Source organism: Tianweitania populi, from assembly GCF_014652875.1.
Taxonomy (GTDB): domain Bacteria; phylum Pseudomonadota; class Alphaproteobacteria; order Rhizobiales; family Rhizobiaceae; genus Tianweitania; species Tianweitania populi.
In genome coordinates this window covers 39,199-62,447 of sequence record NZ_BMZQ01000006.1, presented here as the reverse complement: position 1 = coordinate 62,447, position 23,249 = coordinate 39,199, and the positions used below count along the sequence as shown (strand labels likewise).

Annotated in this window: 25 protein-coding genes; 23 read left to right on the top strand and 2 right to left on the bottom strand. The window is 57.7% G+C overall.

Annotated elements, in window-relative coordinates; translation table 11 throughout:
• Window positions 1-109 precede the first annotated feature (109 nt).
• Both repC and IE166_RS19700 read right to left on the bottom strand, forming a co-directional pair.
• On the bottom strand, window positions 110-1,642 hold the full coding sequence (gene repC / locus IE166_RS19705; RefSeq protein ID WP_189507375.1) for a plasmid replication protein RepC: 1,533 nt from the start codon (window positions 1,640-1,642) through the stop codon (window positions 110-112).
• 362 nt (window positions 1,643-2,004) lie between these two features.
• A complete protein-coding gene (locus IE166_RS19700) occupies window positions 2,005-2,292 on the bottom strand; it encodes a MarR family transcriptional regulator (protein WP_237684365.1) in 288 nt (95 codons plus the stop codon).
• 155 nt (window positions 2,293-2,447) lie between these two features.
• Between IE166_RS19700 and IE166_RS19695 the strand changes: the two genes are divergently transcribed.
• The 23 genes from IE166_RS19695 (at window position 2,448) to IE166_RS19585 (ending at window position 23,234) form a co-directional block, all read left to right on the top strand.
• Window positions 2,448-2,966, top strand: coding sequence for a hypothetical protein (locus IE166_RS19695; RefSeq protein ID WP_189507373.1), 519 nt, complete (start codon window positions 2,448-2,450; stop codon window positions 2,964-2,966).
• Window positions 2,967-2,969: 3 nt separating this feature from the next.
• Window positions 2,970-3,641 carry a lytic transglycosylase domain-containing protein gene (locus IE166_RS19690; RefSeq protein ID WP_189507371.1) on the top strand — a complete coding sequence of 224 codons (672 nt, stop codon included), beginning with the start codon at window positions 2,970-2,972 and terminating at the stop codon, window positions 3,639-3,641.
• Window positions 3,642-3,648: 7 nt separating this feature from the next.
• The gene (locus IE166_RS19685) at window positions 3,649-3,954 is read left to right on the top strand and encodes a TrbC/VirB2 family protein (protein ID WP_189507369.1); all 306 of its coding nucleotides are present in this window, start codon (window positions 3,649-3,651) and stop codon (window positions 3,952-3,954) included.
• Window positions 3,951-4,289 carry a type IV secretion system protein VirB3 gene (locus tag IE166_RS19680; protein WP_189507368.1) on the top strand — a complete coding sequence of 113 codons (339 nt, stop codon included), beginning with the start codon at window positions 3,951-3,953 and terminating at the stop codon, window positions 4,287-4,289. The genes IE166_RS19685 and IE166_RS19680 overlap by 4 nt, the downstream gene beginning before the upstream one ends.
• Window positions 4,276-6,663 carry a VirB4 family type IV secretion/conjugal transfer ATPase gene (locus tag IE166_RS19675; RefSeq protein WP_456121237.1) on the top strand — a complete coding sequence of 796 codons (2,388 nt, stop codon included), beginning with the start codon at window positions 4,276-4,278 and terminating at the stop codon, window positions 6,661-6,663. Before IE166_RS19680 ends, IE166_RS19675 begins: the two co-directional genes overlap by 14 nt.
• Window positions 6,663-7,361, top strand: a complete 699-nt coding sequence (gene virB5 / locus IE166_RS19670; protein ID WP_189507366.1) for a P-type DNA transfer protein VirB5 — start codon at window positions 6,663-6,665, stop codon at window positions 7,359-7,361. Before IE166_RS19675 ends, virB5 begins: the two co-directional genes overlap by 1 nt.
• Complete coding sequence (locus tag IE166_RS19665; RefSeq protein WP_189507364.1) at window positions 7,358-7,594, top strand: EexN family lipoprotein; 237 nt, start codon at window positions 7,358-7,360, stop codon at window positions 7,592-7,594. Before virB5 ends, IE166_RS19665 begins: the two co-directional genes overlap by 4 nt.
• Before the next feature lie 4 nt (window positions 7,595-7,598).
• The gene (locus tag IE166_RS19660) at window positions 7,599-8,495 is read left to right on the top strand and encodes a type IV secretion system protein (RefSeq protein WP_189507362.1); all 897 of its coding nucleotides are present in this window, start codon (window positions 7,599-7,601) and stop codon (window positions 8,493-8,495) included.
• Window positions 8,496-8,818: 323 nt separating this feature from the next.
• Window positions 8,819-9,490, top strand: coding sequence for a virB8 family protein (locus tag IE166_RS19655; RefSeq protein WP_189507360.1), 672 nt, complete (start codon window positions 8,819-8,821; stop codon window positions 9,488-9,490).
• Entirely contained in the window at window positions 9,490-10,344 is an 855-nt protein-coding gene (virB9, locus tag IE166_RS19650) for a P-type conjugative transfer protein VirB9 (RefSeq protein ID WP_189507496.1), read from the top strand. The genes IE166_RS19655 and virB9 overlap by 1 nt, the downstream gene beginning before the upstream one ends.
• 11 nt (window positions 10,345-10,355) lie before the next feature.
• A complete protein-coding gene (virB10, locus tag IE166_RS19645) occupies window positions 10,356-11,528 on the top strand; it encodes a type IV secretion system protein VirB10 (RefSeq protein ID WP_189507358.1) in 1,173 nt (390 codons plus the stop codon).
• Window positions 11,529-11,535: 7 nt separating this feature from the next.
• Window positions 11,536-12,537 (top strand): P-type DNA transfer ATPase VirB11, encoded by a 1,002-nt coding sequence (virB11, locus tag IE166_RS19640; RefSeq protein ID WP_189507356.1) that lies wholly within the window; start codon window positions 11,536-11,538, stop codon window positions 12,535-12,537.
• A 42-nt stretch (window positions 12,538-12,579) separates the two neighbouring features.
• On the top strand, window positions 12,580-13,035 hold the full coding sequence (locus tag IE166_RS19635; protein WP_189507354.1) for a GAD-like domain-containing protein: 456 nt from the start codon (window positions 12,580-12,582) through the stop codon (window positions 13,033-13,035).
• The gene (locus IE166_RS20990; protein WP_385965437.1) at window positions 12,965-13,228 is read left to right on the top strand and encodes a T6SS immunity protein Tdi1 domain-containing protein; all 264 of its coding nucleotides are present in this window, start codon (window positions 12,965-12,967) and stop codon (window positions 13,226-13,228) included. Before IE166_RS19635 ends, IE166_RS20990 begins: the two co-directional genes overlap by 71 nt.
• A gap of 295 nt (window positions 13,229-13,523) precedes the next feature.
• Window positions 13,524-14,090 carry a sigma-70 family RNA polymerase sigma factor gene (locus tag IE166_RS19625; protein ID WP_308430537.1) on the top strand — a complete coding sequence of 189 codons (567 nt, stop codon included), beginning with the start codon at window positions 13,524-13,526 and terminating at the stop codon, window positions 14,088-14,090.
• A gap of 51 nt (window positions 14,091-14,141) precedes the next feature.
• Window positions 14,142-15,149, top strand: a complete 1,008-nt coding sequence (locus IE166_RS19620) for a FecR family protein (RefSeq protein ID WP_244641616.1) — start codon at window positions 14,142-14,144, stop codon at window positions 15,147-15,149.
• A gap of 117 nt (window positions 15,150-15,266) precedes the next feature.
• Window positions 15,267-17,777 carry a TonB-dependent siderophore receptor gene (locus tag IE166_RS19615; protein ID WP_244641615.1) on the top strand — a complete coding sequence of 837 codons (2,511 nt, stop codon included), beginning with the start codon at window positions 15,267-15,269 and terminating at the stop codon, window positions 17,775-17,777.
• Window positions 17,778-17,782: 5 nt separating this feature from the next.
• The gene (locus IE166_RS19610) at window positions 17,783-18,703 is read left to right on the top strand and encodes an ABC transporter substrate-binding protein (RefSeq protein WP_189507350.1); all 921 of its coding nucleotides are present in this window, start codon (window positions 17,783-17,785) and stop codon (window positions 18,701-18,703) included.
• Complete coding sequence (fhuB, locus tag IE166_RS19605; protein WP_189507348.1) at window positions 18,696-20,699, top strand: Fe(3+)-hydroxamate ABC transporter permease FhuB; 2,004 nt, start codon at window positions 18,696-18,698, stop codon at window positions 20,697-20,699. Before IE166_RS19610 ends, fhuB begins: the two co-directional genes overlap by 8 nt.
• Window positions 20,696-21,457, top strand: coding sequence for a siderophore-interacting protein (locus IE166_RS19600; protein ID WP_189507346.1), 762 nt, complete (start codon window positions 20,696-20,698; stop codon window positions 21,455-21,457). Before fhuB ends, IE166_RS19600 begins: the two co-directional genes overlap by 4 nt.
• Window positions 21,454-22,254 (top strand): ABC transporter ATP-binding protein, encoded by an 801-nt coding sequence (locus IE166_RS19595; protein ID WP_244641612.1) that lies wholly within the window; start codon window positions 21,454-21,456, stop codon window positions 22,252-22,254. Before IE166_RS19600 ends, IE166_RS19595 begins: the two co-directional genes overlap by 4 nt.
• Before the next feature lie 45 nt (window positions 22,255-22,299).
• On the top strand, window positions 22,300-22,758 hold the full coding sequence (locus IE166_RS19590; protein WP_189507344.1) for a carboxymuconolactone decarboxylase family protein: 459 nt from the start codon (window positions 22,300-22,302) through the stop codon (window positions 22,756-22,758).
• A gap of 2 nt (window positions 22,759-22,760) precedes the next feature.
• Window positions 22,761-23,234: a GNAT family N-acetyltransferase gene (locus tag IE166_RS19585; protein ID WP_189507342.1), complete on the top strand. Its 474-nt coding sequence runs from the start codon at window positions 22,761-22,763 to the stop codon at window positions 23,232-23,234.
• Window positions 23,235-23,249: the final 15 nt, after the last annotated feature.

Sequence of the window (23,249 nt, the reverse complement as noted above, 5' to 3'; positions counted from 1 at the left end):
AGTGCCCCTGCCCGAGGCCAAGAACAAGCTCGCGGCAATTTCAATGGTATAGATCATGAGGCGCAGCCGGAGGGCACGCCTCCCTATAATATTGGTTCGTGGCTTCATATCAACGCGGCCGCCATTTTTTGCAGAAACCGATAAATGCCTTTTCGATGCTTGGTTGAGCGAGATCGATATTCCCCTTGCGGCACCACGATCTGAAGGCGTCCGCTACGACGTCCATGTCGGGAGTGGGCTTCGGCGCATGCTCTCGAACCACGTCAGCCCAAGCGGTCCAGTTTATCGGCCCCAAAGGGAAGCCTCGATAGGAAGGCGCCGGACGCGACGCGTGGTTCGCAAGCCGTGCCGCCTTGGCGTCGGCGAGAGCAAACAAAGATCGGCTAATTCGCAACTGACCTTTCCTGCCGCGCTGAATGAGTGTTCGGAGATACGCACCCGGGTTAGCAACCTGACCATCCTCCGCGCGTTGCATTGTGACGGCGAGCGCGGCAATCGCAGCGTCCGGCCCGAGGTAGCTTTCGGCCTCGGTCCATACCTGCGTATTGATCTTGGCAGCGATACAGAGGCGACGGCCCGACGATCGTAGCGCCGTCCAGGTCTCGAAGATTTCGGGAACATGTTTGCGAAGGGCAGGGCAGGCGGATTGGACCAGGTCGAGCGATACATTCCCGATGTCGTCGGCTGGGCTCAGTTTCGACCTCTGATCACTTCGAGCGGCCGATTCTGCTTCCGCTCTTCTTCTTTCGGGAGAAAGGGGAGTTGTCCGGGGCTGTGCGCCGGCGACGTGGAGGACGGTCGCGGTGCTTGATGGTGTTCTACTTCCTTCTACAGATGGTAGATCTGCTGTAGTTTGTACGTGACGAGAAATTGGCACCGCGGTGTCTAAATTTGAGGGTTTTGAAGCGCCGCGATAGGCATCTTCAACTTCGTCGCGAAGAGAGGTCAGCGTTTCGATCAGTCCGCGGAATTGTTCGAGGTCCCCCGGCACGGTCTCACGTAACCGATCCAGCCGAGCATGAAAGTGTTGCCAGTTGCCCACCAGCACGTCGCGTTGCGCCGCGGCCAGGACAGCCTCAATCTCTCTGCGGATCTGCGTACGATGGTAGCAGAGCGATCGTCTCTCCCGACCGTCCCGTTCGTAGGCAAGAGCGATTTCCAGCAGTTCATCGTAGCGCATGATGATGGGCGACAGGTCGATACCGAAGGCCTCCACGATGTGGCCATGTGCGTCCCGAACGCCGCGGCGTTGAAATGTCGGGTGGGATGCATGAGCGATAAGCCCGGCTGCCGCCAGCCCGCGAAGATGGTGCCGCGCCGTCGAAACGGAAAGGCCGAGTTGCTGAGCGAGCACCTGGTTTGAGGGCCAGACGATAGGGTTGGCATCCTTGCTGTTCCAGTCGGCTGCCGGCGAGTAGCCAAACAGCTTGTCTATCATGGCGATCTTCGCAGCTTTCAGCCCCAATGCCGCCGCCGCGCGCTTGGCCACCTGCAATGCCTCGATGCGCTTCACGACGAGCGTCCGATCGCCAGCATACTCACGGGCTGCTCGCTGCGCGGCCAGGCCGGCGGGCGTGACCCGTCGAACACCGGCCACTGGTTTCAACCGATCGGCCGATGCAAATTCTTCAGTAGTGCTCATTCCGGTTCCTCCCGAAACGGCAAGCAGGTTCGTTCGCCGAAGTGGCGTTTTGCCTTGACACCAATTTGGGCTTTTGCGACTATCCGACCCTGTACAGGTTGCGGTTCTCGCCAAAGAGCGCCATCAAAAAATTCCGATCTTCAGTGAACCGGCCTTGGAAGCGCCAACTTCCGGGGCCGTTCCTTTTTTGCCGTATAGCTTCTCCATCACACGGTTTGTCTACGCGAAACGAATCAGTCTGCCCGTGAGAGCAGGTGAGTCGCATCGTGAAGTATGCTTGCGCCATTAAGCGCAAGCAATACTGTGCGTTTTTAACATGTAATGGAAGACTTTTCGGACGGCGGACGGTCCCGCCGCGCCGATCAAGCGCCGTAGACGCCCTGAAGCTTTTCAAAAATCTCCGGAGCAATCTCATACTGGCGGGCCTTGCCGCGGCCGATCGACGTACGGCCCCACGACTCCTTCAAAAGCCCCCGCACGACCAGCGGATCGATCGCTTCCTGCGCAGCTTTTCTTGTCATTCCAGTCACTTCGGTGACGTTTGTAATCGTCAGCGCCGTGTCCGCCTTTTGCAGGGTGTAGAGGAGATTCATCATGCCGAGCTGGCGTAGACGCGAGTTGGGCGTCTCATCAGGCAAGGGTTTCGACATGATCTCGTGCGTAGCCAGGGTCGCAAAAACCGTGTTGTGCCAGCGTTGGTTTAATGGGCTTGGCATCTTCTTATCTATTCGTTATCGTGCAGTATGACAAGGTGGTTACGCCTCACGGATGGCTGGCCAATGGAGAGACAAGCGGGGGTATAGGCATGAAAAATGCGGTCATTCGGGCACTTTCTGCCTTCTTACTCTGCGTTCCATTGTACACCTTTTCGTCCTCCATTGCGCGGGCGGATGACTGGGGCTGCCAGGTTCTCCTATGCCTTTCGAATCCCGGTGGCGCAACGCAATACGCCGAATGCCGGCCGCCAATCGAGCGGCTGTGGTCGCATCTGGCGAAGGGCCGATCCTTCCCGATCTGCAGCGGCGTCGGCTTCTCCACGACGAAGCCCCGCTACGAACCTTACTATTGCGATGCCGGGTTCCGACTGGTCACCAGGTCGGGAGATCGCCGGAACGAAGTTGGCTGCGTTTCCAACGAGCCCAAAGTCGTTGACAGCGCGATGTGCGGCTATCGCGACAATGGAGCTGCTACAGGGCGCTGGCATTTCGAAGACGGCAAGCAGGTCTGCAAGGCACTGGTCACGCAACGGCCTCATGTGCGTGAACAGCCGAGATATGTCGACGTAACCATCGACGGCGCGGGCCGCCAGCGCGTGTGGTTCTAGCCTATGCCAGTGGCGTTTCTCGACCTTGCCCAAAACTGCGCGCCGCAAGTTGCCACGGAGACGATCGCCGCTGTCATCAGCGTCGAGAGCGGATTCCAGCCGTTCGCCATCCGCATCAACACGGATCGTCCGCTGGCCGAGCAGCCCAAAACCAGAGCCGAAGCGATCGAGACCGCGACGACCCTGATCGCAGAGGGCCACGATATCGACCTGGGGCTTGGCGGGATCAATTCAGGCAATCTGGGGCGACTGGGGATTTCGGTCGGCGACACATTCGACTTCTGCCTGAACATCAAGGCGAGCGCGGCGCTGCTCGAGGGTTACTACCAGGTTGCCCTCAAAGGCGGTGCGACGACGACACAAGCGGAAGCCGTCATGCTGCGAAGCTACTACGGCAATGGTGACGCCTCCGTTGGCGAAATGGTGGGCTACGACAAAAAGGTGCTCGCCGAGCGCGCGCGACTGTCCGACCAGCTCGGAAGAATCGAGATCGTCGAGACCCAGGCGCAGGCGCTGCCGGCGCGCGAAAGGGCAGGGGAGTCGTCTGCCGCCACAATCGATAGCGCTCCGGCCTCAAAGGACCAGCGGTCGCAGGCCTCGGTGCCGCGATGGGACGTCTACAATACAGGGCGGCGATCCTCCGTCCTCGTCTTTTCCAACGAGCAAAAGGAGTGATGAGCGCATGAATCTATCGGCTCGCATAAGGCCGTTCGCGGCGACCGCGGCGATGGCGGCGGTATTTTCTCTGGCCCTGATCGAGCCAAGCTTCGCCCAGTCGGGCGGGATCGAAAGCGTGCTGCAGAACATCGTCAACATGTTGACCGGCAATGTTGCTCGGCTGCTGGCCATCATCGCCGTGATCATCGTCGGCATTGCATGGATGTTTGGCTATCTCGACCTGCGGAAGGCGGCCTTTGTCGTGCTCGGCATCGGCATCATCTTTGGCGCGACAGAAATCGTCAACACGATCTCCGGCGGCGGCTCATGAGCGAGAAGACCACGCTCGAAGAAGACACGCTGTTTCTCGCCTGCACCAGGCCGGCGATGATCGGCGGGGTGACGATGGAGGCGATGGGGATCAACATGATCTTCACGACAATCCTCTTCATCGTCGCGGGATCGGTGGCTTACGCGCTCGTCGGCCTGGTCTTCCATGCCATCTTCAAGGCGATCGTCAAGCACGACCACAACATGTTCCGGGTGCTGCTCGGATGGATCGAGACGCGGGGGAGGGCGCGCAACACTGGATTCTGGGGCGGAGCTACCATTACGCCGATGAAGCTCGTCCGGCGTTATGACGAAAGGGACCTTGGCTTTGCCTAGTGCCGCAGTCGTCAGGAGCCGCGAGCTCGAACCAGAGACCTTCATCCCCTACGTGCGACACGTCGACGAACGGGCAATCGCGCTCGATTCCCGTGCCTTGATGGTGGTGATCGCGCTCGAAGGCGTGTCCTTCGAGACGGCTGACACGCTCGACCTCAACGCGCTCCACCGTGATCTGAACACGCTTTATCGTAACATCGCCGATGAGCGGCTGGCGCTGTGGACGCATATCGTCCGACGCCGCGACAACGAGTATCCCGATGGCGAATTCTCCAATGCATTCTCACGAACGCTGAACGACAAATACCGCAAGCGGATGATCGGCGAGGACCTGTTCCGCAACGATCTCTATCTCAGCCTCATCTGGCGCCCGGGCAGGGATCCTGCCGAGCGCGTGGCGGCCTTTCTCTCAAAACTGCGGAAGGCCCGGCGGCGTGGGATCGAACTTGACGAGGATGCCCTCAAGCATCTCGACGACGTCATCGTCGACGTTACAGCCGGCCTGAAGCGGTTCGGTCCGCGCGTGCTCACCCTGCAGGAGCGCGAGGGCCTGATCTTCTCCGAGCCGAGCGAAATGCTGCACCAACTGGTGGGCGGCCGGCGTGAGCCGGTACCACTGACCCAGGGCCGTGTTTCATCCGCGATCTATTCCGACCGGGCTATCGTCGGCCGCGAGACGGTCGAGATCCGCCACGAAGGTTCGAGCCGCTATGCCGGCATGTTCGGCTTCAAGGAATATCCGGCTCGCACACGGCCTGGAATGTTCGATGGATTGCTGACCGTCCCCTATGAATTGATCCTGACCCAGAGCTTCTCGTTCCTGTCGAAATCCGATGCGAAGACCGTGATGGGCCGCAAACAGAACCAGATGGTCAGCGCCGGCGACAAGGCTGGGTCGCAGCTCGAGGAGCTCGACGATGCTCTGGACGATCTGGAATCCAACCGCTTCGTGCTGGGTGATCATCATCTGACCCTCACCGTCTTCGCCGACTCGGTGAAGGAACTGACGGACAATCTGGCCAAGAGCCGGACCCACCTGACCAATGGCGGCGCCGTCGTCGCCCGCGAGGACCTCGGGCTGGAAGCGGCATGGTGGGCGCAGCTTCCCGGCAACTTCCGCTACCGTGTGAGGTCGGGCGCGATCACCTCGAAGAATTTCGCGGCCTTTTCGCCTTTTCATTCCTATCCGGTCGGACAACGCGACGGCAACGAATGGGGGCCGGCAGTTGCCATGTTGAAAACGGCGTCTGGATCGCCGCTCTACTTCAACCTGCACTATGGCGATCTCGGCAACACCTTCATTGGCGGGCCGTCCGGCTCGGGCAAAACGGTGCTGCTCAACTTCATCCTGTCGCAGGGCGAAAAGTTCGACGCCCATATCGTCTTCTTCGACAAGGATCGGGGCGCCGACCTCTTCGTACGCGCCGCCGGCGGAACCTATCTGCCGCTCAAGAATGGGCGGCCCACCGGTTGCGCTCCGCTGAAGGGCATGGAACTGACGGCGGAGAACAAGGTGTTCCTGGCGCAATGGGTGAGCAAGCTCGTCACCTCGAAAACGCGCGAACTCTCCGTCTCGGAAACTCGCGATATTGCCAATGCCATCGACGGGCTCGCCGATTTGCCGGTTGAGCGGCGTACGATCGGCGCGCTGCGCACCTTCCTCAACAACACCGATCCTGAAGGTATCGCCTCGCGGCTGCGCCGCTGGGAGAGGGGAGGGCCGCTCGGTTGGGTGTTCGACAACGTCATCGAGGATATTGGTCTCGGCGAGTTTGGCGTCGGAGGCAAGTTCGTCGGCTACGACATGACGGACTTCCTCGACAATGAGGAGATCCGCACGCCGCTCATGGCCTACCTCTTCCATCGTGTCGAGCAGCTGATCGACGGCCGCCGCATCATCATCGTCATCGACGAGTTCTGGAAGGCGCTTGCCGACGAGGGCTTTCGCGACCTGGCCCAGAACAAGCTCAAGACCATCCGCAAGCAAAACGGCCTCATGCTGTTTGCGACGCAAAGCCCGCGGGATGCGATCAACTCGCCGATCGCGCACACCATCATCGAGCAGTGCCCGACCCAGGTGTTCATGCCGAACTCCCGCGGCAGCAGGGCCGACTATGTCGACGGCTTCAAGCTGACCGAACGGGAATATGAGCTGATTGCGCGCGAACTCTCCAACGAGAGCCGCCGCTTCATCGTCAAACAAGGCCACAACAGCGTCGTCGCCGAACTCAACCTCGGCGGCTTCGACGACGAACTTGCCGTCTTGTCGGGCCGCACGTCCAATGTCGAACTCGCCGACACGATCCGGGCGGAGACGGGCGACGATCCGGAAGCCTGGCTTCCTCTCTTCCAGCAGCAAAGGAGTGCAGGCTGATGCGTATGCGCAATTCGATGATGGCCGCCGTCGCCATCCTTGCCCTGTCGGCCGGCGGCGTCGGCGCGCAGGGGATTCCTGTGATCGACAAGACCGCGATCCTCCGATGGGCGAGCCAGCTTGAAGCTATGAAGGAGCAGTTCGACGCGCTCAACAAGCAGATCGCTCAGGCCGAGCAGCTCCATCAATCGCTGAACAAGCTCACGAAAATGGCTGACGTCGCCTCGCTTCTCAACCAGCCGGAGATTCGAAAAGCGCTGCCGCAAGACTTCGGCGCCATCGAAAGTCTGCTTAGCGGCAAAGGCTCGGGAACGTTCGGCGATTCTGCGTCGAAATTCCTCGAAGGCAACTCCACCTACAAGTCCACAGCCAACGATTTCTACGCCCAGGAGCTGTCGCGCATCCAGAACCGCAATGCCGGTCAGATGAGCCTTGGCCAGCAGATCTACGATGCTGCGACCAAGCGTATCGACGGGATCGACCAGTTGCGCCAGCAGATATCCTCGGCCAGCGACGCAAAGGATGTAGCCGATCTCCAGGCGCGCATTCAGGCCGAAAGTGCGTTTCTGCAAACCGATCTCCTGCGCATGCAGGGCTTACAGATGGTCCAGCAGGCACAGGCCCAGGTGGAGGATCAACGCAAGGCGGAAGACTGGCGCAAGCGCATCGACACGATGAATACGGCGTTGTCGAAATGAAGCGTGTCGCGGTTCTCGTCATGACGGCATTGCTGGCGGCGTGTTCGGAACCGCCGCCGGCGACGGTCATCACCGTCAGCGAGTTTCTCGCCAACGAGAGCTTGCGCGCCGATCATATTGGAAAATGCCGCGAGAACCCCGGCGAACTGGGGCAGACACCCAATTGCCGAAATGCCGAAGAAGCGGAAGGCAAAGCCCGGCTCGAGCGCATGAACAGGGCGCTGGGGGGATAGCGCTATGTACACCGTCTTCGATTTTCTCGATCGCCAGTTCACGACGCCGCTGCAGAACTTCATCAGTTCCGGCACGAGCGGTATCAGCGCGTGGGTGACCGGTCCGTTGACGGCGGCGCTGACGCTCTACGTGATCCTCTATGGATTCTTGATTCTGCGCGGGTCGGTGCAGGAACCGATCATGGAATTTGCCTTTCGGGCGATGAAGCTCGCCATCATCCTGATGCTGGTCAGGAATGCCGGTGAATACCAAACCTATGTGACCAACGTCTTTTTCGAGATTCTGCCCAGGGAAGTTTCGGAGGCCCTGAACACCGGTGGAGCCCCAAGCGCCTCGACGTTCGACAGCCTGCTCGACAAGGGTCAGAAGTCCGCCAACGATATCTGGGCTCAGGCGTCCTGGCCGGTCGATCCGCTGACAGGCTTTGCGGGTCTCGTGGTGATCGTGGTGACGTTCATCGTCTCCTCGATCGGATACGTCGTGTCGCTCTATGCACGCGTCGCGCTTGCCATCGTGCTCGCGATCGGCCCGATTTTCATCGCGCTCGCCATGTTCCAGTCCACGCGGCGCTTCACCGAGGCATGGATTGGGCAGCTCGTCAATTTTGTCATCCTGCAGGTTCTGGTCGTCGCGGTCGGTTCACTGCTGGTCACCAGCTTCGCGACGATGTTTACCACCGTCGAGGCTTACAGCGACGTCCTGATGCGGCCGATCGCCGTCGGCGCCATCGGCCTCGCGTCACTCTACGTCTTTTATCAGCTGCCTGGCATTGCGTCGGCGCTCGCGAACGGAGGGGCATCGCTCACCTATGGCTACACGGCAGCGCGCGACGGGCACAACAACACTGTGGTGCGCACGATCGGCTGGGGTTGGGGCAAGCTTACGGGGAAGAAGGCCTGATGCCATGGCCACCAGGAGAGTTAGAGATTGAAAATACTACGAACCATTACACTCATGGGCCTTCTGGCGGCCGTCTCCGGCTGCGCGTCGCTCAGTTACCCACTGCCCAAATGCGACGGCTATGCGAAGCGGCCGCTTAATCGTTCGATGTGGGAGTGGGACGCCGGCAAACCCCAGGGGGGTCAACAATCTTCTATCGCAGTCGAGAAGGGGGCAGCACTGGCATACGTGGATCAGTCGGCTGGAGCAGCCGTCAAGACTGCGGCCTTCGCCGGCTTTGACGAAGCCGGCTCTCACGCCGCCTGCCGGGCAGGGTAGGGGGCATGGTGACCACCGACAGTCTCAAGGAGTATTTCGATAAGGCGCGTCGTTTCGATCAGGACCGGATGGTTTCGGCCGAGCGTTCGAAACGCATCGCCTGGTTCGTGGCTATCGTGGCCAGCGTTCTGGCCTGCGTCTCGGTCGCCGCCGTGGTCGCACTGACGCCGCTGAAGACGGTCGAGCCTTTCGTCATCCGGGTCGATAATTCGACCGGGATCGTCGACGTGGTGTCGGCCATGGCGTCGACGGCCGGCAGCTATGACGAGGAAGTCACCAAATACTTTGCCGCTCGCTACGTCCGGGCGCGCGAAGGTTATGTCTGGTCGGAGGCGGAGGAAAATTTCCGCACCGCGTCGCTGATGTCGAACGCGGCTGAGCAGCAACGCTTTGCTGCCGCTTATCGCGGTGGAAATCCGGAATCGCCGCAAAACGTCTATGGTCGATCCGCGACCTCCCGCATCGGGATCAAGTCGATCTCGCTCATCAACAGCAATGTCGTTTCAGTCCGCTACACGCGGACAATCACGCGCGGCGAAGATGTCCGCACAACCCACTGGGTGGCAACGATCACCTATTCCTATGCCAATGCCCCAATATCCTCAAGCGACCGGTTGGTGAACCCCCTTGGGTTCGTGGTGAGCGAGTACCGGGCCGATCCGGAGGCCTTCAATTGATAAAACGATCTTTCCTTGCCGCGGCCGTCGTTGCGGCGCTGGCCACGTTCCCTGTTCAGGCGCTGGAGATTCCGGCAAGCGCGCAGCAGGACAATCGCGTACGATTTGTCAGTTACCAGCCCTACAATATCACGCGGATCGTCGGCACAATCCGCTCCTCGGTCCAGGTGGAATTCGCGCCCGACGAGGAAATCGCCCATGTGGCGCTCGGCAATACAGTTGCCTGGGAAGTCGCGCCAGCCGGCCACATCCTGTTCCTCAAGCCCCGCGAGAACCAGCCGGCTACCAACATATCCGTCGTGACGACACGGCGGGACGGCTCCAAGCGCAGCTATCAGATGGAATTGGTGGTGCGTGACGGGTCGGTCGATGCCGGGCAGAACACGTATTTTTATGTGAAGTACCGGTATCCCGCCGATGAGGCCGAGCGGCGTCGCCTCGAAGACGAAACCAAGAAGCGTGCGGCCGAAGCCGGCTATGCCGATCAGGTCCTCGGCATCCATGAACAATACGGCCCGCGCAACTGGCGCTATTCGGCGCAAGGCTCCGCCGCAATCGAACCGCAGGCAGTTTACGACAACGGCAAGGTCACGACCTTTGCCTTTAGCGGCAATCAGGAAATGCCGGCGATCTATATCGAGAATTCCGACGGGACGGAAAGCCTCGTGCCAAAGACCGTTCAGGGCGATCTCGTTCTCGTTCACGCAATCAGTAGGAAGTTCATTTTGCGGCGCGGATCTGACACGCTCTGCATCTTCAACGAGGCCTATTCGCCTGTCGGCGTCAATCCAGGAACCAATACCACATCGCCCTCGGTCGAACGCGTGGTCAAAGTTCCGGCCGCGGGACAGTGAGGGGAGCCGACATGACCGATACGCCAGAAACGACGATCCCCGGCGAGCGAGCGCAAACCACCACAGCACGCAAGGTCGACAATAATCCTTTGCTCAAGCGCGGGGCCGTTGTCCTGGCGGTCGTTGCCTTCATGGGTTTCGCCATGTGGTCAATGCGGCAGGGGTCGAAGGAGGATGTGGAACAACCGGGATCGGGGGTGATCCGCCAGACCACGCAATTTGAACCGGCCCGGGTCGAGCCGGAACCCGTCGTCCTCCCGGTGCCCGAAATCAAGCTGCCGACACCGGCAACCGAGACGGCTGAGAAACCTGCCGTGAATGAACTGCTGGAGGCCGCCCGACGCGCGCCGGTGATGGCGTTTGGTGGAGGGCAGACGGGGAATAACGCCAGGACACCCGGCACTTCCGAAACCAACGCCGACCCCAATTTTCTTCCGGTCGATGGCCTGCTTGGGGCAGGGGGTCAGGGCGAGAACGAGGATCAGCGCTTTAACCGCATGGTAAAGCCGACGGTCCTGCAGGGATCGAAAGCAGGACATCTCGGCAATCGCAATTTCATCGTTGCCATGGGCACCTCGATCCCGTGTGCGCTTGAAACGGCACTGTCGTCGGATCAACCGGGCTTCACCAGCTGCGTGATCACGCGAGACGTGCTTTCCGACAATGGCCGCGTTGTACTGATGGAAAAAGGCACCCAGGTGGTCGGCGAATATCGTGGGGGGCTGCGCCGCGGCCAGAGCCGTCTATTCGTCCTGTGGAATCGCGCGAAGACCCCGACTGGCGTTATCATCACGCTAGCGTCTCCAGCAACCGACGCGGTAGGCCGTGCTGGCTTCGATGGTTACGTCGATACTCACTGGTGGGAGCGGTTCGGGAGCGCGTTGCTTCTTTCGGTGGTCGGCGACGTCGCGGCTTACGCTGGTCAGGAGTTGCAGCGCAGCGACGTGCAGGCGCAGGGCACGACAAGCGCGGGCAAGGATGCCGCCGCGATCGCGGTCGAGCAATCGATCAACATCCCCCCGACGCTGGTGAAGCATCAGGGTTCGCTCGTCTCGATCTTCGTGGCACGCGATCTCGATTTCTCCAGCATCTACGGACTGCGGGTCACCGAGCCGCGCACCACCATCTACGACCGCGCCGTGATGGGCGACTTCTATCCGAAGTCCGATCTCGTGACGAAGTAGGCAGGCGATGGCGGAAAACTCAGATGCCGGCGTCGTCCGCCAATTGCTTCTGCCGCTCGACAGCTTTTTGAAGGATACGAGTCTCTATGAGGTCGTTATAAACCGACCGGGTGAGGTGCTGACGGAAGGAACGAGAGGGTGGCAGCGCCACGATTTGCCAGATTTTTCATTCGACAAGCAAATGCGACTGGCGAGGGCGGTCGCCAGCTTCTCAAACCAGGGCATTGATGAGACCCGGCCGCTTCTCTCTGCCACCCTCCCGGATGACGAGCGAATCCAGATCGTAATCCCGCCGGCGACAACCCGAGACACCGTTTCCATCACAATCCGCAAGCCCTCATCCGTTGCGCTGTCCACAGCTGATCTGGAGGAGGGCGGCTTGTTCGAGAATGTCGTTGCGAGCACCGATCAGACCTCTCATGAAGATCCGTTGCTTGCGACCTACCGCAGCGGACAATATCGCGCGTTCCTCGAAGGCGCAGTTCTTGCTCGCAAGAACATCATCATCTCCGGTGCCACGGGATCCGGCAAGACCACGATCTCTAAAGCGCTGATCCAGCACATTCCAGTCGACGAACGGCTCATCAGCATTGAAGATACACCGGAGTTGGCGATTCCGCACCCCAACCATGTCCGGCTGTTCTATTCCAAGGGCGGGCAGGGGCTGGCAAAGCTCGGCGCGAAGGATTTGCTAGAATCGTGCCTGCGCATGCGCCCGGATCGGGTCCTGCTGCAGGAGCTGCGTGACGGCACCGCATTCTACTACATCCGAAATATCAACTCCGGGCACCCCGGCTCGATCACCACCGTCCATGCGGATTCGCCAAGCCTGGCGTTCGAGCAGTTGACACTCCTGGTCAAAGAATCCGAGGGAGGACAGGACCTCGACCGCGACGATATTCGCAATCTGCTTAAAATCTCGATCGACGTGATCGTCCAGTGCAAGCGTATCAGCGGGAAATTCCGTATCACTGAAATCTACTTCGCCCACGATCGGGCCGGAAAATGAGCCGGCGTAGGAAGACACTGCAATCAAATAGGAAACGGAGCCATGACCAATGAGATTGACGAGAATTTTGCTTATTTCGTAAAGAAATTCGGCGATCCGTTCTCTTCAATGCCGATCCCCGATACGGTAATCAGCAATTACCGAGATCGACTGCCAGATCAATTGTTCCGATATTGGGCGAAGACCGGCGCGAGCGGGTTCGCGAAAGGACTTTTATGGATGGTCAATCCGAAAGAGTATCAGCCGATTCTTGATCGCTGGATAGCGGGTACCGAGTTCGAAGCAAGGACGGGTTTAAGTGTGATTGCGAGGAGTGCTTTCGGAGAACTCTTTGTATGGGAAAGGCGGAAAGGCAGGATCCTCTCAATTGATCCCTTGACGGGTGCAATCTTTCATCACTTACGAAACGACGCTAACAATCTTGACGATGAAGAAGAAAATAAAAAAAATGCAGTTCTTCTGGGCATTCTTGAAACGAGAGGATGTCGACTATTATGATGGCGTGGATCGCCCTTTATTTGAGCGAGCATGTAGTAAGTTCGGAAAACTCGACAAAAGCCAGATGTATGGTTTCGCCCATGCGCTGTCGTTGGGAGGCAAACCGGAGGTCGCAAACTCAGATATTGTAGAGCTCTCCGTTTATCATGATATCTCTCGCCAGTTGAACGTCACTGACATAGTCCGGCTCTAATCCGTGAGATTGGAGTTAATCATAACGGCTGTGTGCGCAAAGCTACGCAACCATTTCCTGTTGTTATTTTGCAACGCTCCATCTAGAAAATGGCGCCCTCTTCCCCAACGACACTCCCCGGAAAAAAACGCTGACTAGCTCAAGCGCTTGTAATTGCGCGATTACTCGACCGGGAAAATCAAGATTAAGGCTATCCACCTACCTTACAAGCCCGTCGTTTGGAACTGCTCTAAATCATTGTGCTTGCAGGGTAAAAAGCACTTCACCTAAGTATTTTATCTGGGAAGCGCCAGGAGTGGTGGTCAAAGCTAGCCGGGCAAAGAGGTTTGGTGGGCTGCGGCAAGAGAGGTTGTGGGAATTGACCTGGGACATACAAAAGCTGTTCCGGCATCACGCTAAGGACATCACGCGGTCACTGCGGCGCGGGGGCCTGAACGCCGAGACTGCTGACGACATCACACAAGACACCTTCGTTCGCGTCTTATCGAAGCCGCCGGCAGCTACCGCTTCAAAAAACAACCCAGCCGCATACTTGTTCCAAGTCGCGAGGAACCTTCGCATCGATCACGAGAGGCGTGAACGGCTTGTAAAGTGGATCGATCTGCCTGCCCCCGATTTTGCAGCTTTAGTGGATCCAGCTCCGTTGCCCGAGACTACTACATATGACCGGCAGAGGCTAGAACTGACACTTGCGGCGCTGGCTGAGCTACCTGAACGGACACGTAAGGCATTTGAGCTCCATCGCATGGATGAGATGACGATCGCAGAGGTGGCTGCACAACTCGGCCTCTCAGTCTCACGCACCTGGGCTCTTATCCGCGACGCTTACGAACACATCGACGCCCGTATCGAAGGGTTTTAGTTGAACCAAAGTTCAGAGTGAAAATAGACCCTCCTCAACCGTAATAGGTATATGGACAGAAATGAAGAGCCGGCTGGTTCCACTGACTTAAAGAAGGGCTACATGAACGAAGCGCCTCAAGATCGCAGATTGTTTCGCGAGGCTGCGGATTTAGCCATTCGTTTGCAGAACGACCCGAACAACCAGGTTTCGCTGGAGATGGTTAGAGCCTGGGTCTCTCGAAGTCCCGAGCATCGAGCAGCATGGGCTCGCGTTGCCGCGATCCACGGCATGACCGGAAAGATAATTTCTGAAGAACGCGCCTTAGCGAACGCATCCCCGGTGTTGTCTCGCCGAAACCTGGTTCTTGGTGGCCTAGTTGGTGTTGGAGCAATCGCGACAGCTTCCTGGAGCATTCCAAAGGCGCTGTTGCGCGCCCGCTCAGACGTCATGACAGCGATCGCGGAAATCCGCAATTTTGAACTTCCTGACGGAAGTGTGATAACGCTCGGCCCGGACACCGCCGTCGCAGTCCGGTTTACCGCGGCGCAACGGGAGATTGATCTGCTCGCCGGCATGGCATTTTTCGAAATTGCGCACGATGCTGGGCGAGCTTTTTCTGTTAATACTGACTCCTTCGTGGCGACGGCGCTCGGCACGGCTTTTGATATCTCCAATGACGCCGGTTTCATTTCTGTCTCGGTTGACCGCGGAATTGTCGAGGCACGAGCACCGGGAGATGCCACCCGCGCAGGAATGCGCATCGCGGCAGGGGAATGGTTGAGCTACGATGCCTCCACAAGTGCCACAAGCCATGGATCACGCGAGAAATTCCAGATCGGGGCGTGGCGTACGGGCATGCTGGTTGCCGAAAAAGAGACTGTTGGCGCTCTGGTCGCTAAGATTTCCCGGTGGCAACATGGGACGGTTGTGGTTGCAGATCCATTCTTGCGGTCCCGCGTCGTGAGCGGCGTTTTCGATCTTCAAGATCCGCTGAGCGCGCTGCAGGCAGTCGTACGGCCTTTCGGTGCACGGGTGCGCGAAGTAGGTCCATTCATGACAATCATCTCCCCAGTCTAGGAAACTTGACAAAAAAGAGAAAATTTTCGGTTTCCGTTCGTAAAGCTAATTAGAGGGCTAGACTGCCCGGCTTTACGGCAAGCCAGCCCTCCGAACTATTTAAGGGGTGGTTTGGCAATGGCTCGTGAATGTGGAACGAATAAACGTCTGGCGGCTGGCTTGAGGGCTGGCATTGCGACCGCTGTGGCAGCGGCAGCCATAGCAACATCTCCCATCGCGCTAAGTTCTCGCGCCTTCGCGCAGTCCAATGCGCAAGCGAGCTTCAACATCCCGGCGGGGCCTCTGAATCAGACGCTTGCGCTTTTCGGCAGCCAGTCCGGCACACAGCTTTCCTATGAAGCATCGATCGCGTCGGGAAAAACAACGTCCGGGGCAAGCGGAGCTATTTCACGCGAGCATGCCTTAGATCAAATCCTTCGAGGGACGGGTCTGACCTATCGATTCACCGGCCCGCACACGGTTCTAATTTCTCAGCCCGCTTCGTCTGCAGGCACCATTCTTCCAGATGGCTCGACCGTTCTAGAGCAAATTGTGATCCAAGGACAGGGCGAGAGCGCGTGGGGACCTGCCGATGGCCTAATTGCGCGACAAAGTGCGACGGGGACAAAGACAGACACTCCTATCCTCGAAACACCTCAATCAATTTCTGTTATTTCGCGCGCGCAGCTGGAACAGCAGGGCGTCCAGACAGTACAGGGCGCCGTAAGATACACTCCCGGCGTGACGGCAGACCAACAGGGTCCGGACACGCGCCGGGATTACATCATGTCGCGTGGCTTTCGTTCAGAAGTCTTCCAGGATGGCCTGCGTGGACCTTTCGCAGGCATTTACACGGATGCGAGATCTGAAGCGTATGGCCTCGAGCGTGTCGAGGTCCTCCGAGGTCCTTCCTCGGTACTGTTCGGACAGAACCCTCCAGGCGGCATCGTCAATTTGGTCAGCAAGCGACCAACCAGTGAACCTCTACGAGAGGTACAGATCCAGACGGGTAGCTACGGAAGAGCGCAAACCGCCTTCGACTTCAGCGGGCCAATCGATGAGGATGGAGAATTCCTATATCGCTTAACGGGACTAGGGCGTCTGAGCGACACTCAGGTCGACCACGTCGGAGATGACAGGTTGTTCATCGCGCCGGCGTTCACCTGGAAGCCGGACGACGATACAACGCTGACTATTCTTGGGCAATATTCCCACGACAAAGGCGGAACTGTTCCTCAGTACCTGCCTGCGCTCGGTACTTTGTATTCCAATCCCAACGGGGCTATCCCGCGCAATCGATTTGTCGGCGAACCCGGCTTTGACGGCTTTGAACGTGATTTCTATTCCGTTGGATATAATTTCGAGCATCGATTCGATGAGACATTCACGTTTCGCCAAAACCTAAAGTATAGCAAAGTAGATTACACCAACAATGGTTACATCTTCGGCTTGGGCCTCGACAATGACTTGCGGACGCTTCGCAGATTTGGCGGCGCAGGCTATCGCGATACCGGCGTGTTCGGCGTAGACAATCAGCTTGAGGCGAAGTTTGACACGGGCGGCTTGGCGCACACCCTGCTGTTCGGCCTCGATTATGCCAAGGTCAACATGGACACCGCCCTGTGGTCAATTTCACAGCCAGCAATTGATGTCTATAATCCCGTCTATGGCTCTTGGAATACATCGCCGTCGTGGACCTTTGGTCAAAAGCAGTCGCAGAATCTAACCGGGGTGTATCTCCAAGATCAAGTGTCGCTCGACAAGTGGCGCTTCACGTTGAGCGGACGGCACGATTGGGCTGATAGCAGAACAACCAATAAGCTTTCGCAGGAGGTCACAACAACTGATGACACGGCCTTTACCGGTCGGGTTGGGGTCAATTATCTCTTTGATAATGGAGTAACCCCTTACGTCAGCTATGCGACTTCATTTGAGCCTGTATCGGGTACAGGCTGGGACGGCTCACCCTTCAAGCCGACCGAAGGGGCGCAGTTCGAGGCCGGTATTAAATATGAGCCGGTCGGCTTCAACGGTTTCTTTGCGGTATCTGCATTCCAGCTCGATCAGCAAAATGTCGTTACCGCAGACCTCGCACATGATTGCGGAAGCTGGAACGACCCGCGTTGCGGTAGTTTTGACACACAAACGGGAGAAGTCCGTGTGCGTGGAGTCGAGTTCGAGGCAAAGGTCGGTGTTACCGATGATTTTGACCTGATCGGTTCCTACACCTACCTTGATGCCCGGATCACCAAAAGCAATTACTCAGATGAGGTTGGCAAGACGCCTACCGACACCCCTACGCACCAAGCATCATTATGGGGTGACTATAGAGTGACAGAAGGGGCCTTCGCCGGCCTGTCCGTCGGTGCGGGTGTGCGTTACGTCGGCAGCCGCTACGGGACTTCCAATAACGAACTCGACCTACCCCTCTACGGGACAGTATCATCTAAGATACCGGCGGTGACATTGGTCGATGCAGCCATTCGCTACGATTTCGGAAAGCTGCAGCCCGAGCTTGACGGTCTCACGTTAGCAGTAAACGCGACGAACCTCTTTAATGAGAAGCATGTCGCCGGATGCCAGTCGGAACGAACGTGCTTCTATGGGCCAGGGAGAACCGTCTTCGCAACGCTTAACTACCGGTGGTAAGATCGTTGGCAGACGGGCGAGACAACGAAGCTTTCAAAGCTTCGCCAGCCTTCTTATCACGACGCGGTTGCGTCGGTGGTTTGCTTGCATTGCCGTTCTTTGGATTAGCTCATGCGGCACCTCCGCCCCGCGTCGTCGCCCTAGACAAGGTTGCCGCTCATAGCCTGTTAGCTATCGGCGTGACGCCTGTCGCCGCTGGTGCCATCAGTTCCTACGAGCGGTTAGGCATCACCCTTCCGTCGACGGTAATTGAGATCGGTGTCCCTGTGGAGCCGAATCTCGAGTTATTGCAACAGATATCGCCCGATCTGAACGTCACCCATTTCAACATGAACCGCGTCGAGCCGCTGTTACGCCGGATCGCACCCACATTCACCATGCGGATTTATCGAGGAGATGGTCGCACATACAGCCATGCCGCTTCTGAACTCGAGCGGCTCGCGGCAGTACTGGGACGATCCGCTGTTGCTAGAGAATACGTTCGGCACGTCGAACGGTCCATTCTGATGAACAGACAACGTCTCGCCGACTTACACAACCGGCCCGTCTTTGTATGTCAGCTAAGTGATAACGGCCGCAACGTCACGGTTTTCGGAAAAAACAGCATCATCGATGATGTTCTGGCGCAGCTCGGCTTAAACAATGCATGGAGCGGTGCCACAGGATTGTACGGCCAGGCAAATATCGGCGTCGAAGGACTCACAGCGGTTACCGATGCAGTGCTGGTTTACATCGACTATGAGGGTGAAGCTGGCCATGCGCTAAAACGTCTTGGACAAAGTCCTATTTGGAACCATCTCGGCTTCGTTAAGCGCAACCGGCTGTCACCGATCAAGCCCTTCGACGTGTACGGCGGCCTGCCCACCGCGGCTCGATTCTCGGATTTGCTGGTAGCTGCCCTTCTGAACGTGGGGCAAGATGAGTGATCAACCAGCCGTCTTCGCGCGCAACACCTCGAATTCCATTCGGTTCTTGCTGGGCATTTGTGCTGCCTCACCTTTATGCCTGCTTTTCTACACCCTTCAGGCTGAATTGCCATTTGGGTTTTGGCTGCAAGCCCTTGGAGGGCCGGACGTCGAAGACGTGCGGCAACTTGTATTCTTCTACAGCCTCCTTCCGCGCGCTTCTGTTGCCATTCTCTCAGGCGCCAGTCTGGGGCTTGCAGGATGCGTGTTGCAGCACGTTTTACGCAATCAGCTAGCTGAGCCAACCACTCTGGGTGTTTCTGCCGGTGCTTCCACTGCGCTCGTCGTCGCCACTCTTTGGTTGCCTTTCCTATTGGATTATGGCGCGGAATGGGTTGCAGTCGCCGGCTCCACGGTTGCCACTGCCCTCGTTTTTGCTCTGTCGTGGCGACAACGACTAGAGCCTGTGGCAATTATCTTGGCAGGTCTGATCGTTAGCCTCTATTGTGGAGCGTTTTCGTCAGTCGTCAGCTTCTTTTATTATGAGCGTCTATCGAATGTCTTCATTTGGTCTACGGGAACCCTGAACCAGAACGATTGGAGTGCCGTCTGCTATCTTCTCCCGAGAACCGTGGGAGCGGTGATCCTTGCCCTCGTATTTGCGCGTCAGCTCGAGATCCTGGGAATGGGAGACGAGCAGGCCCGCAGTCTGGGCGTATCGACAGGAACGGCACGGCTGATGCTGGTGGGGCTCGCAATTTTCGTGAGTGCGGCGGTCGTGTCTTCCGTGGGTGTGCTTGGCTTCGTCGGCCTTGCAGCTCCATCGGTAGCCCGGATGGTTGGTGTCCGGCGAATCCGTCCGAGGCTGCTGGCGAGCGCATTAGCCGGGGCTTTTCTCCTGTTCCTGACAGATCAGTTTGTGCAGATCGCGGGGGCATCGTTCCACGAGATTCCGACTGGAGTCGCCACGGCAGTTCTGGGTTCTCCACTGCTGCTCTGGCTTGTGGCCCGCCGTACACTCCGAGCAGGGGTTCCGCGGCAGTTCTCGGAACAGAGACTTCGGACTATGACCGTCGGCTCCCGCGCTCCATTGGGTTGGATAGCAGGATCACTCTTGATCCTCTTGATGATATCCCTCCTGCTTGGCCAGAGCGGTTCGGGGTGGAATTTAGCCATTGGAACCGACGCCCAGTCGCTTCTCGAATGGCGCTTCCCGAGAATCGCTTCGGCGTTTGCCGCAGGAGCCATGCTTGCGGTTGCCGGCGTGCTCATGCAACGGCTGACCGGTAACGTCATGGCAAGCCCTGAGGTGCTTGGTATCTCGTCTGGTGCAAGTCTCGGTGTTATCGTCGCCTTATTTCTGTTCGACGCGAACGAGGGCATCCTCTGGCGGTTCGGTCCCGCCATGGCAGGAGCGACGCTTGTTCTCACCATTCTTCTCTCACTCGGCAGACGGACTGAATACACACCGCAACGTATGATCCTCACCGGTATAGCATTAGGAACATTGTTAGGTGCAGCGAGCTCGCTTGCGATTGCCAGCGGAGATCCCCGAACGCAAACGCTGCTTGGGTGGATGGCAGGCTCCACTTATTATGTGACAATGGAGGAGGCGAAAGCAGCGCTACTTATCGCTGGATTGTTGATACCGACAACGCTTTTCCTCGAGCGATGGCTTACCATTGCACCACTTGGTGATGTAGTGGCACGGGAACTTGGCGTTAGCCTTCAAAGAAGCCGGCTGATAATCATACTACTTGCAGCCTCGCTAACCTCTGCATCAACGCTCCTTGTAGGTCCGCTGAGCTTTGTTGGACTGATGGCACCGCACATTTCTCGCTTGATGGGGCTTAGGAAACCAGCACAACAAATATTGGGTGCGGCAGTTGTTGGCGCTGCCATCTTCACGCTCGCTGATTTCGTTGGTCGGAACGTCCTTTTCCCATACCAGGTACCCGCCGGTATGCTCGCAACCTTCATCGGCGGCCCATATCTTATGTGGTTGATGAGCAAATGACCCACGGGATTCGCATCGCGCAGGTCAGGGAGGCCCGGCGTATTACGCCGACAATGCAGCGCGTCACGCTGTGCGGACCCGAGCTTCGAGACTTCAGCCTACCTCCGGGTGCGATCGCGCCGCATGTCAAGCTCTTGATCCCACCCGTCGATATGGAGCCGGTCTGGCCGAAGCTGACGTCAAATGGCCGCCTAACCGCTCACAATTGCACCACTCGAACCTACACTGTCAGGAACCATCGACCTGAAGCGGGTGAAATCGATGTCGACTTCGTCCTGCACGGCGACGAGGGTATCGCCTCACGTTGGGCCGCACGGGCGTGCAAAGGTGATAGGGTCGGCATATGGGAGCGTTCGCCTGCTATCCTTGGCCAACACTCATGGTTCCTCTTCCTCGGCGATCAAACGGCTATTCCCGGCATCGGGCAGGCAGTCGAAGTACTCCCTTCCAGCGCCCATGCTGTTGCGATCATTCAGATCGATAGCATGGAAGATAAATTGGATTTTCAGTCTGCTGCTGAGCTGGATGTGCTCTGGACAATCAAGTCGCAGAAACATGCACTTCTCGACACGATCCAAAGTCATTCCTGGCTTGCGACTCGGCGACCTTTCATCTGGGTCGGAGTGGAGGCTGGTGTGGCGCGCCCGATCCGGAACTACCTCCGACAGCTTCCTTCCTTGAACCGGAGCGATTTCTCTGTGGTCAACTATTGGAAGCATGGCGTGCCGGAAACTTCGATAGCATCGGATGCGGAATGATGGACGGAAGTTTCCCTGCTCCCTTGTTTCAGCTCTCCGACGTCAGCTATCACGCGGCCGGCACGGGCATTCGTCTGCTGAATTCTGTCTCACTTTCTATAAAGCATGGCCATGTGACCGGTATTATAGGGCAGAACGGATCCGGCAAATCCACCCTTATGAAAATCCTTGCACGACAACAGACCTTTGGAACCGGACGAATTCTTTTCCGAGGTCAAGATTTGCAGAATTGGAAACCACGCGACCTTGCAAGACGACTTGCGTATCTTCCTCAACAAACCGTTGGCGCTTCAGAAATGTTGGTGAAGGAACTTGTCGCCTTGGGTCGGTATCCTTGGCACGGTCCATTCGGACGTTTCACCAAAGGGGACCAGCAGATTGTTAGCTCTGCGATCGACACGACCGGACTGCGTCCGCTTGCAGAACGCCTCACGGCAAGCTTGTCCGGCGGGGAGCAACAGCGTGCGTGGCTCGCTATGCTTCTCGCGCAGCAGCCGGAATGTCTCTTACTAGATGAGCCGACGTCGGCATTGGACATTAAGTACCAGTCTGAGCTGCTTTCCCTCATCCGACGGATGTCGCGCGATGTCGGAATGGGAACGGTCGTAATCCTGCATGACGTCAATATGGCGGCACGCTTTTGCGATGAGATCATCGCAATGCGGTCAGGTCAGGTTGTTGATCAGGGATCGCCAGAACACGTCATTACCACAAGTATTTTGCGTGAATTATATCAAGTCGAGATGGATGTTCACATTCAAAGCGCCACCAAACGGCCCTTCGCCGTTTTACGATGATAATTAAAACCAAGGCAAATCACGCCGCTTTAACGCGAGGACGAAATGACGAAGCTTTCCAGTAGAATAGACTATAAAACATTCGCCTCATCCGCTGAGAAGGTATACGCCGGGCTGTCGTTGATCGGGAAAGCGGTAAAAGAGTCTACAGTCGAGCCTGAGTTGATTGAACTTGTCGATATTAGGGTATCGCAAATTAATGGCTGCGCTTTTTGCATACAACATCATCTTACTCAGGCGCGACGTCTAGGCGTGTCAGAGACGAAGTTGGACCTGCTGGCTGCGTGGCCGGATTCTGGCATTTTCAATCGGCGAGAAACTGCAGCTCTCGCTTGGGCGGAGGCCATGACGGACCTGAGGCAGAGCGGTGTACATGACGAGCGCTGGGACCGGGTGACTGAGCTCTTCACCGAGGAGGAGGCGATTTTCCTAACCGCGGCGATCGGCATTATCAATAACTGGAACCGTATCGCAATCGGCCTTCGATTCGAACCGAATATCTGAATATGACCGAAACAGATGACGGATCTCGCGATATAAGTCTGGCGGCCGATGAGCAAATGGTTCGACGCTGCTTTGATCTTATGCGGCAACTTCGCCCTCGCTTGGCCTCAGAAGACGAATTTGTCGACCGTTGGAAGCGACAGCGAGCATCTGGGTACAAGCTCGCTGTTTACACGACCTCAGACCAAGTTGTTGCTTTGGCGGGCTTTTACGTGAGAGAGAGTCTCGTCCACGGCGCCCATCTCTATGTTGACGACCTGATCGTTGAGGCGGAAGCACGAAGTCAACGATTTGGCAGCCGGATGATCGAATATCTAAAGGTCACGGCCTCTGCTGCGGGATGTGGCAAGATCCTACTAGACACTCCGATGACCAACACGCTCGGGCAGCGGTTCTATCTTCGCGAACACTTTGCGATCACGGCGTTTCGGTTGAGCTTAGATCTAAAAACGCCAAACGAACAGACCTCGGAGTAGGCCGTCGTCCGTGTA

Bases quoted from the DNA above. Each gene is read 5' to 3' on its own strand.
- repC (WP_189507375.1), bottom strand. From the start codon at position 1,642: ATGAGCACTACTGAAGAATTTGCATCGGCCGATCGGTTGAAACCAGTG.
- IE166_RS19700 (WP_237684365.1), bottom strand. From the start codon at position 2,292: ATGTCGAAACCCTTGCCTGATGAGACGCCCAACTCGCGTCTACGCCAG.
- IE166_RS19695 (WP_189507373.1), top strand. From the start codon at position 2,448: ATGAAAAATGCGGTCATTCGGGCACTTTCTGCCTTCTTACTCTGCGTT.
- IE166_RS19690 (WP_189507371.1), top strand. From the start codon at position 2,970: ATGCCAGTGGCGTTTCTCGACCTTGCCCAAAACTGCGCGCCGCAAGTT.
- IE166_RS19685 (WP_189507369.1), top strand. From the start codon at position 3,649: ATGAATCTATCGGCTCGCATAAGGCCGTTCGCGGCGACCGCGGCGATG.
- IE166_RS19680 (WP_189507368.1), top strand. From the start codon at position 3,951: ATGAGCGAGAAGACCACGCTCGAAGAAGACACGCTGTTTCTCGCCTGC.
- virB5 (WP_189507366.1), top strand. From the start codon at position 6,663: ATGCGTATGCGCAATTCGATGATGGCCGCCGTCGCCATCCTTGCCCTG.
- IE166_RS19665 (WP_189507364.1), top strand. From the start codon at position 7,358: ATGAAGCGTGTCGCGGTTCTCGTCATGACGGCATTGCTGGCGGCGTGT.
- IE166_RS19660 (WP_189507362.1), top strand. From the start codon at position 7,599: ATGTACACCGTCTTCGATTTTCTCGATCGCCAGTTCACGACGCCGCTG.
- IE166_RS19655 (WP_189507360.1), top strand. From the start codon at position 8,819: ATGGTGACCACCGACAGTCTCAAGGAGTATTTCGATAAGGCGCGTCGT.
- virB10 (WP_189507358.1), top strand. From the start codon at position 10,356: ATGACCGATACGCCAGAAACGACGATCCCCGGCGAGCGAGCGCAAACC.
- virB11 (WP_189507356.1), top strand. From the start codon at position 11,536: ATGGCGGAAAACTCAGATGCCGGCGTCGTCCGCCAATTGCTTCTGCCG.
- IE166_RS19635 (WP_189507354.1), top strand. From the start codon at position 12,580: ATGACCAATGAGATTGACGAGAATTTTGCTTATTTCGTAAAGAAATTC.
- IE166_RS20990 (WP_385965437.1), top strand. From the start codon at position 12,965: ATGAAGAAGAAAATAAAAAAAATGCAGTTCTTCTGGGCATTCTTGAAA.
- IE166_RS19620 (WP_244641616.1), top strand. From the start codon at position 14,142: ATGGACAGAAATGAAGAGCCGGCTGGTTCCACTGACTTAAAGAAGGGC.
- IE166_RS19615 (WP_244641615.1), top strand. From the start codon at position 15,267: ATGGCTCGTGAATGTGGAACGAATAAACGTCTGGCGGCTGGCTTGAGG.
- fhuB (WP_189507348.1), top strand. From the start codon at position 18,696: ATGAGTGATCAACCAGCCGTCTTCGCGCGCAACACCTCGAATTCCATT.
- IE166_RS19600 (WP_189507346.1), top strand. From the start codon at position 20,696: ATGACCCACGGGATTCGCATCGCGCAGGTCAGGGAGGCCCGGCGTATT.
- IE166_RS19595 (WP_244641612.1), top strand. From the start codon at position 21,454: ATGATGGACGGAAGTTTCCCTGCTCCCTTGTTTCAGCTCTCCGACGTC.
- IE166_RS19590 (WP_189507344.1), top strand. From the start codon at position 22,300: ATGACGAAGCTTTCCAGTAGAATAGACTATAAAACATTCGCCTCATCC.
- IE166_RS19585 (WP_189507342.1), top strand. From the start codon at position 22,761: ATGACCGAAACAGATGACGGATCTCGCGATATAAGTCTGGCGGCCGAT.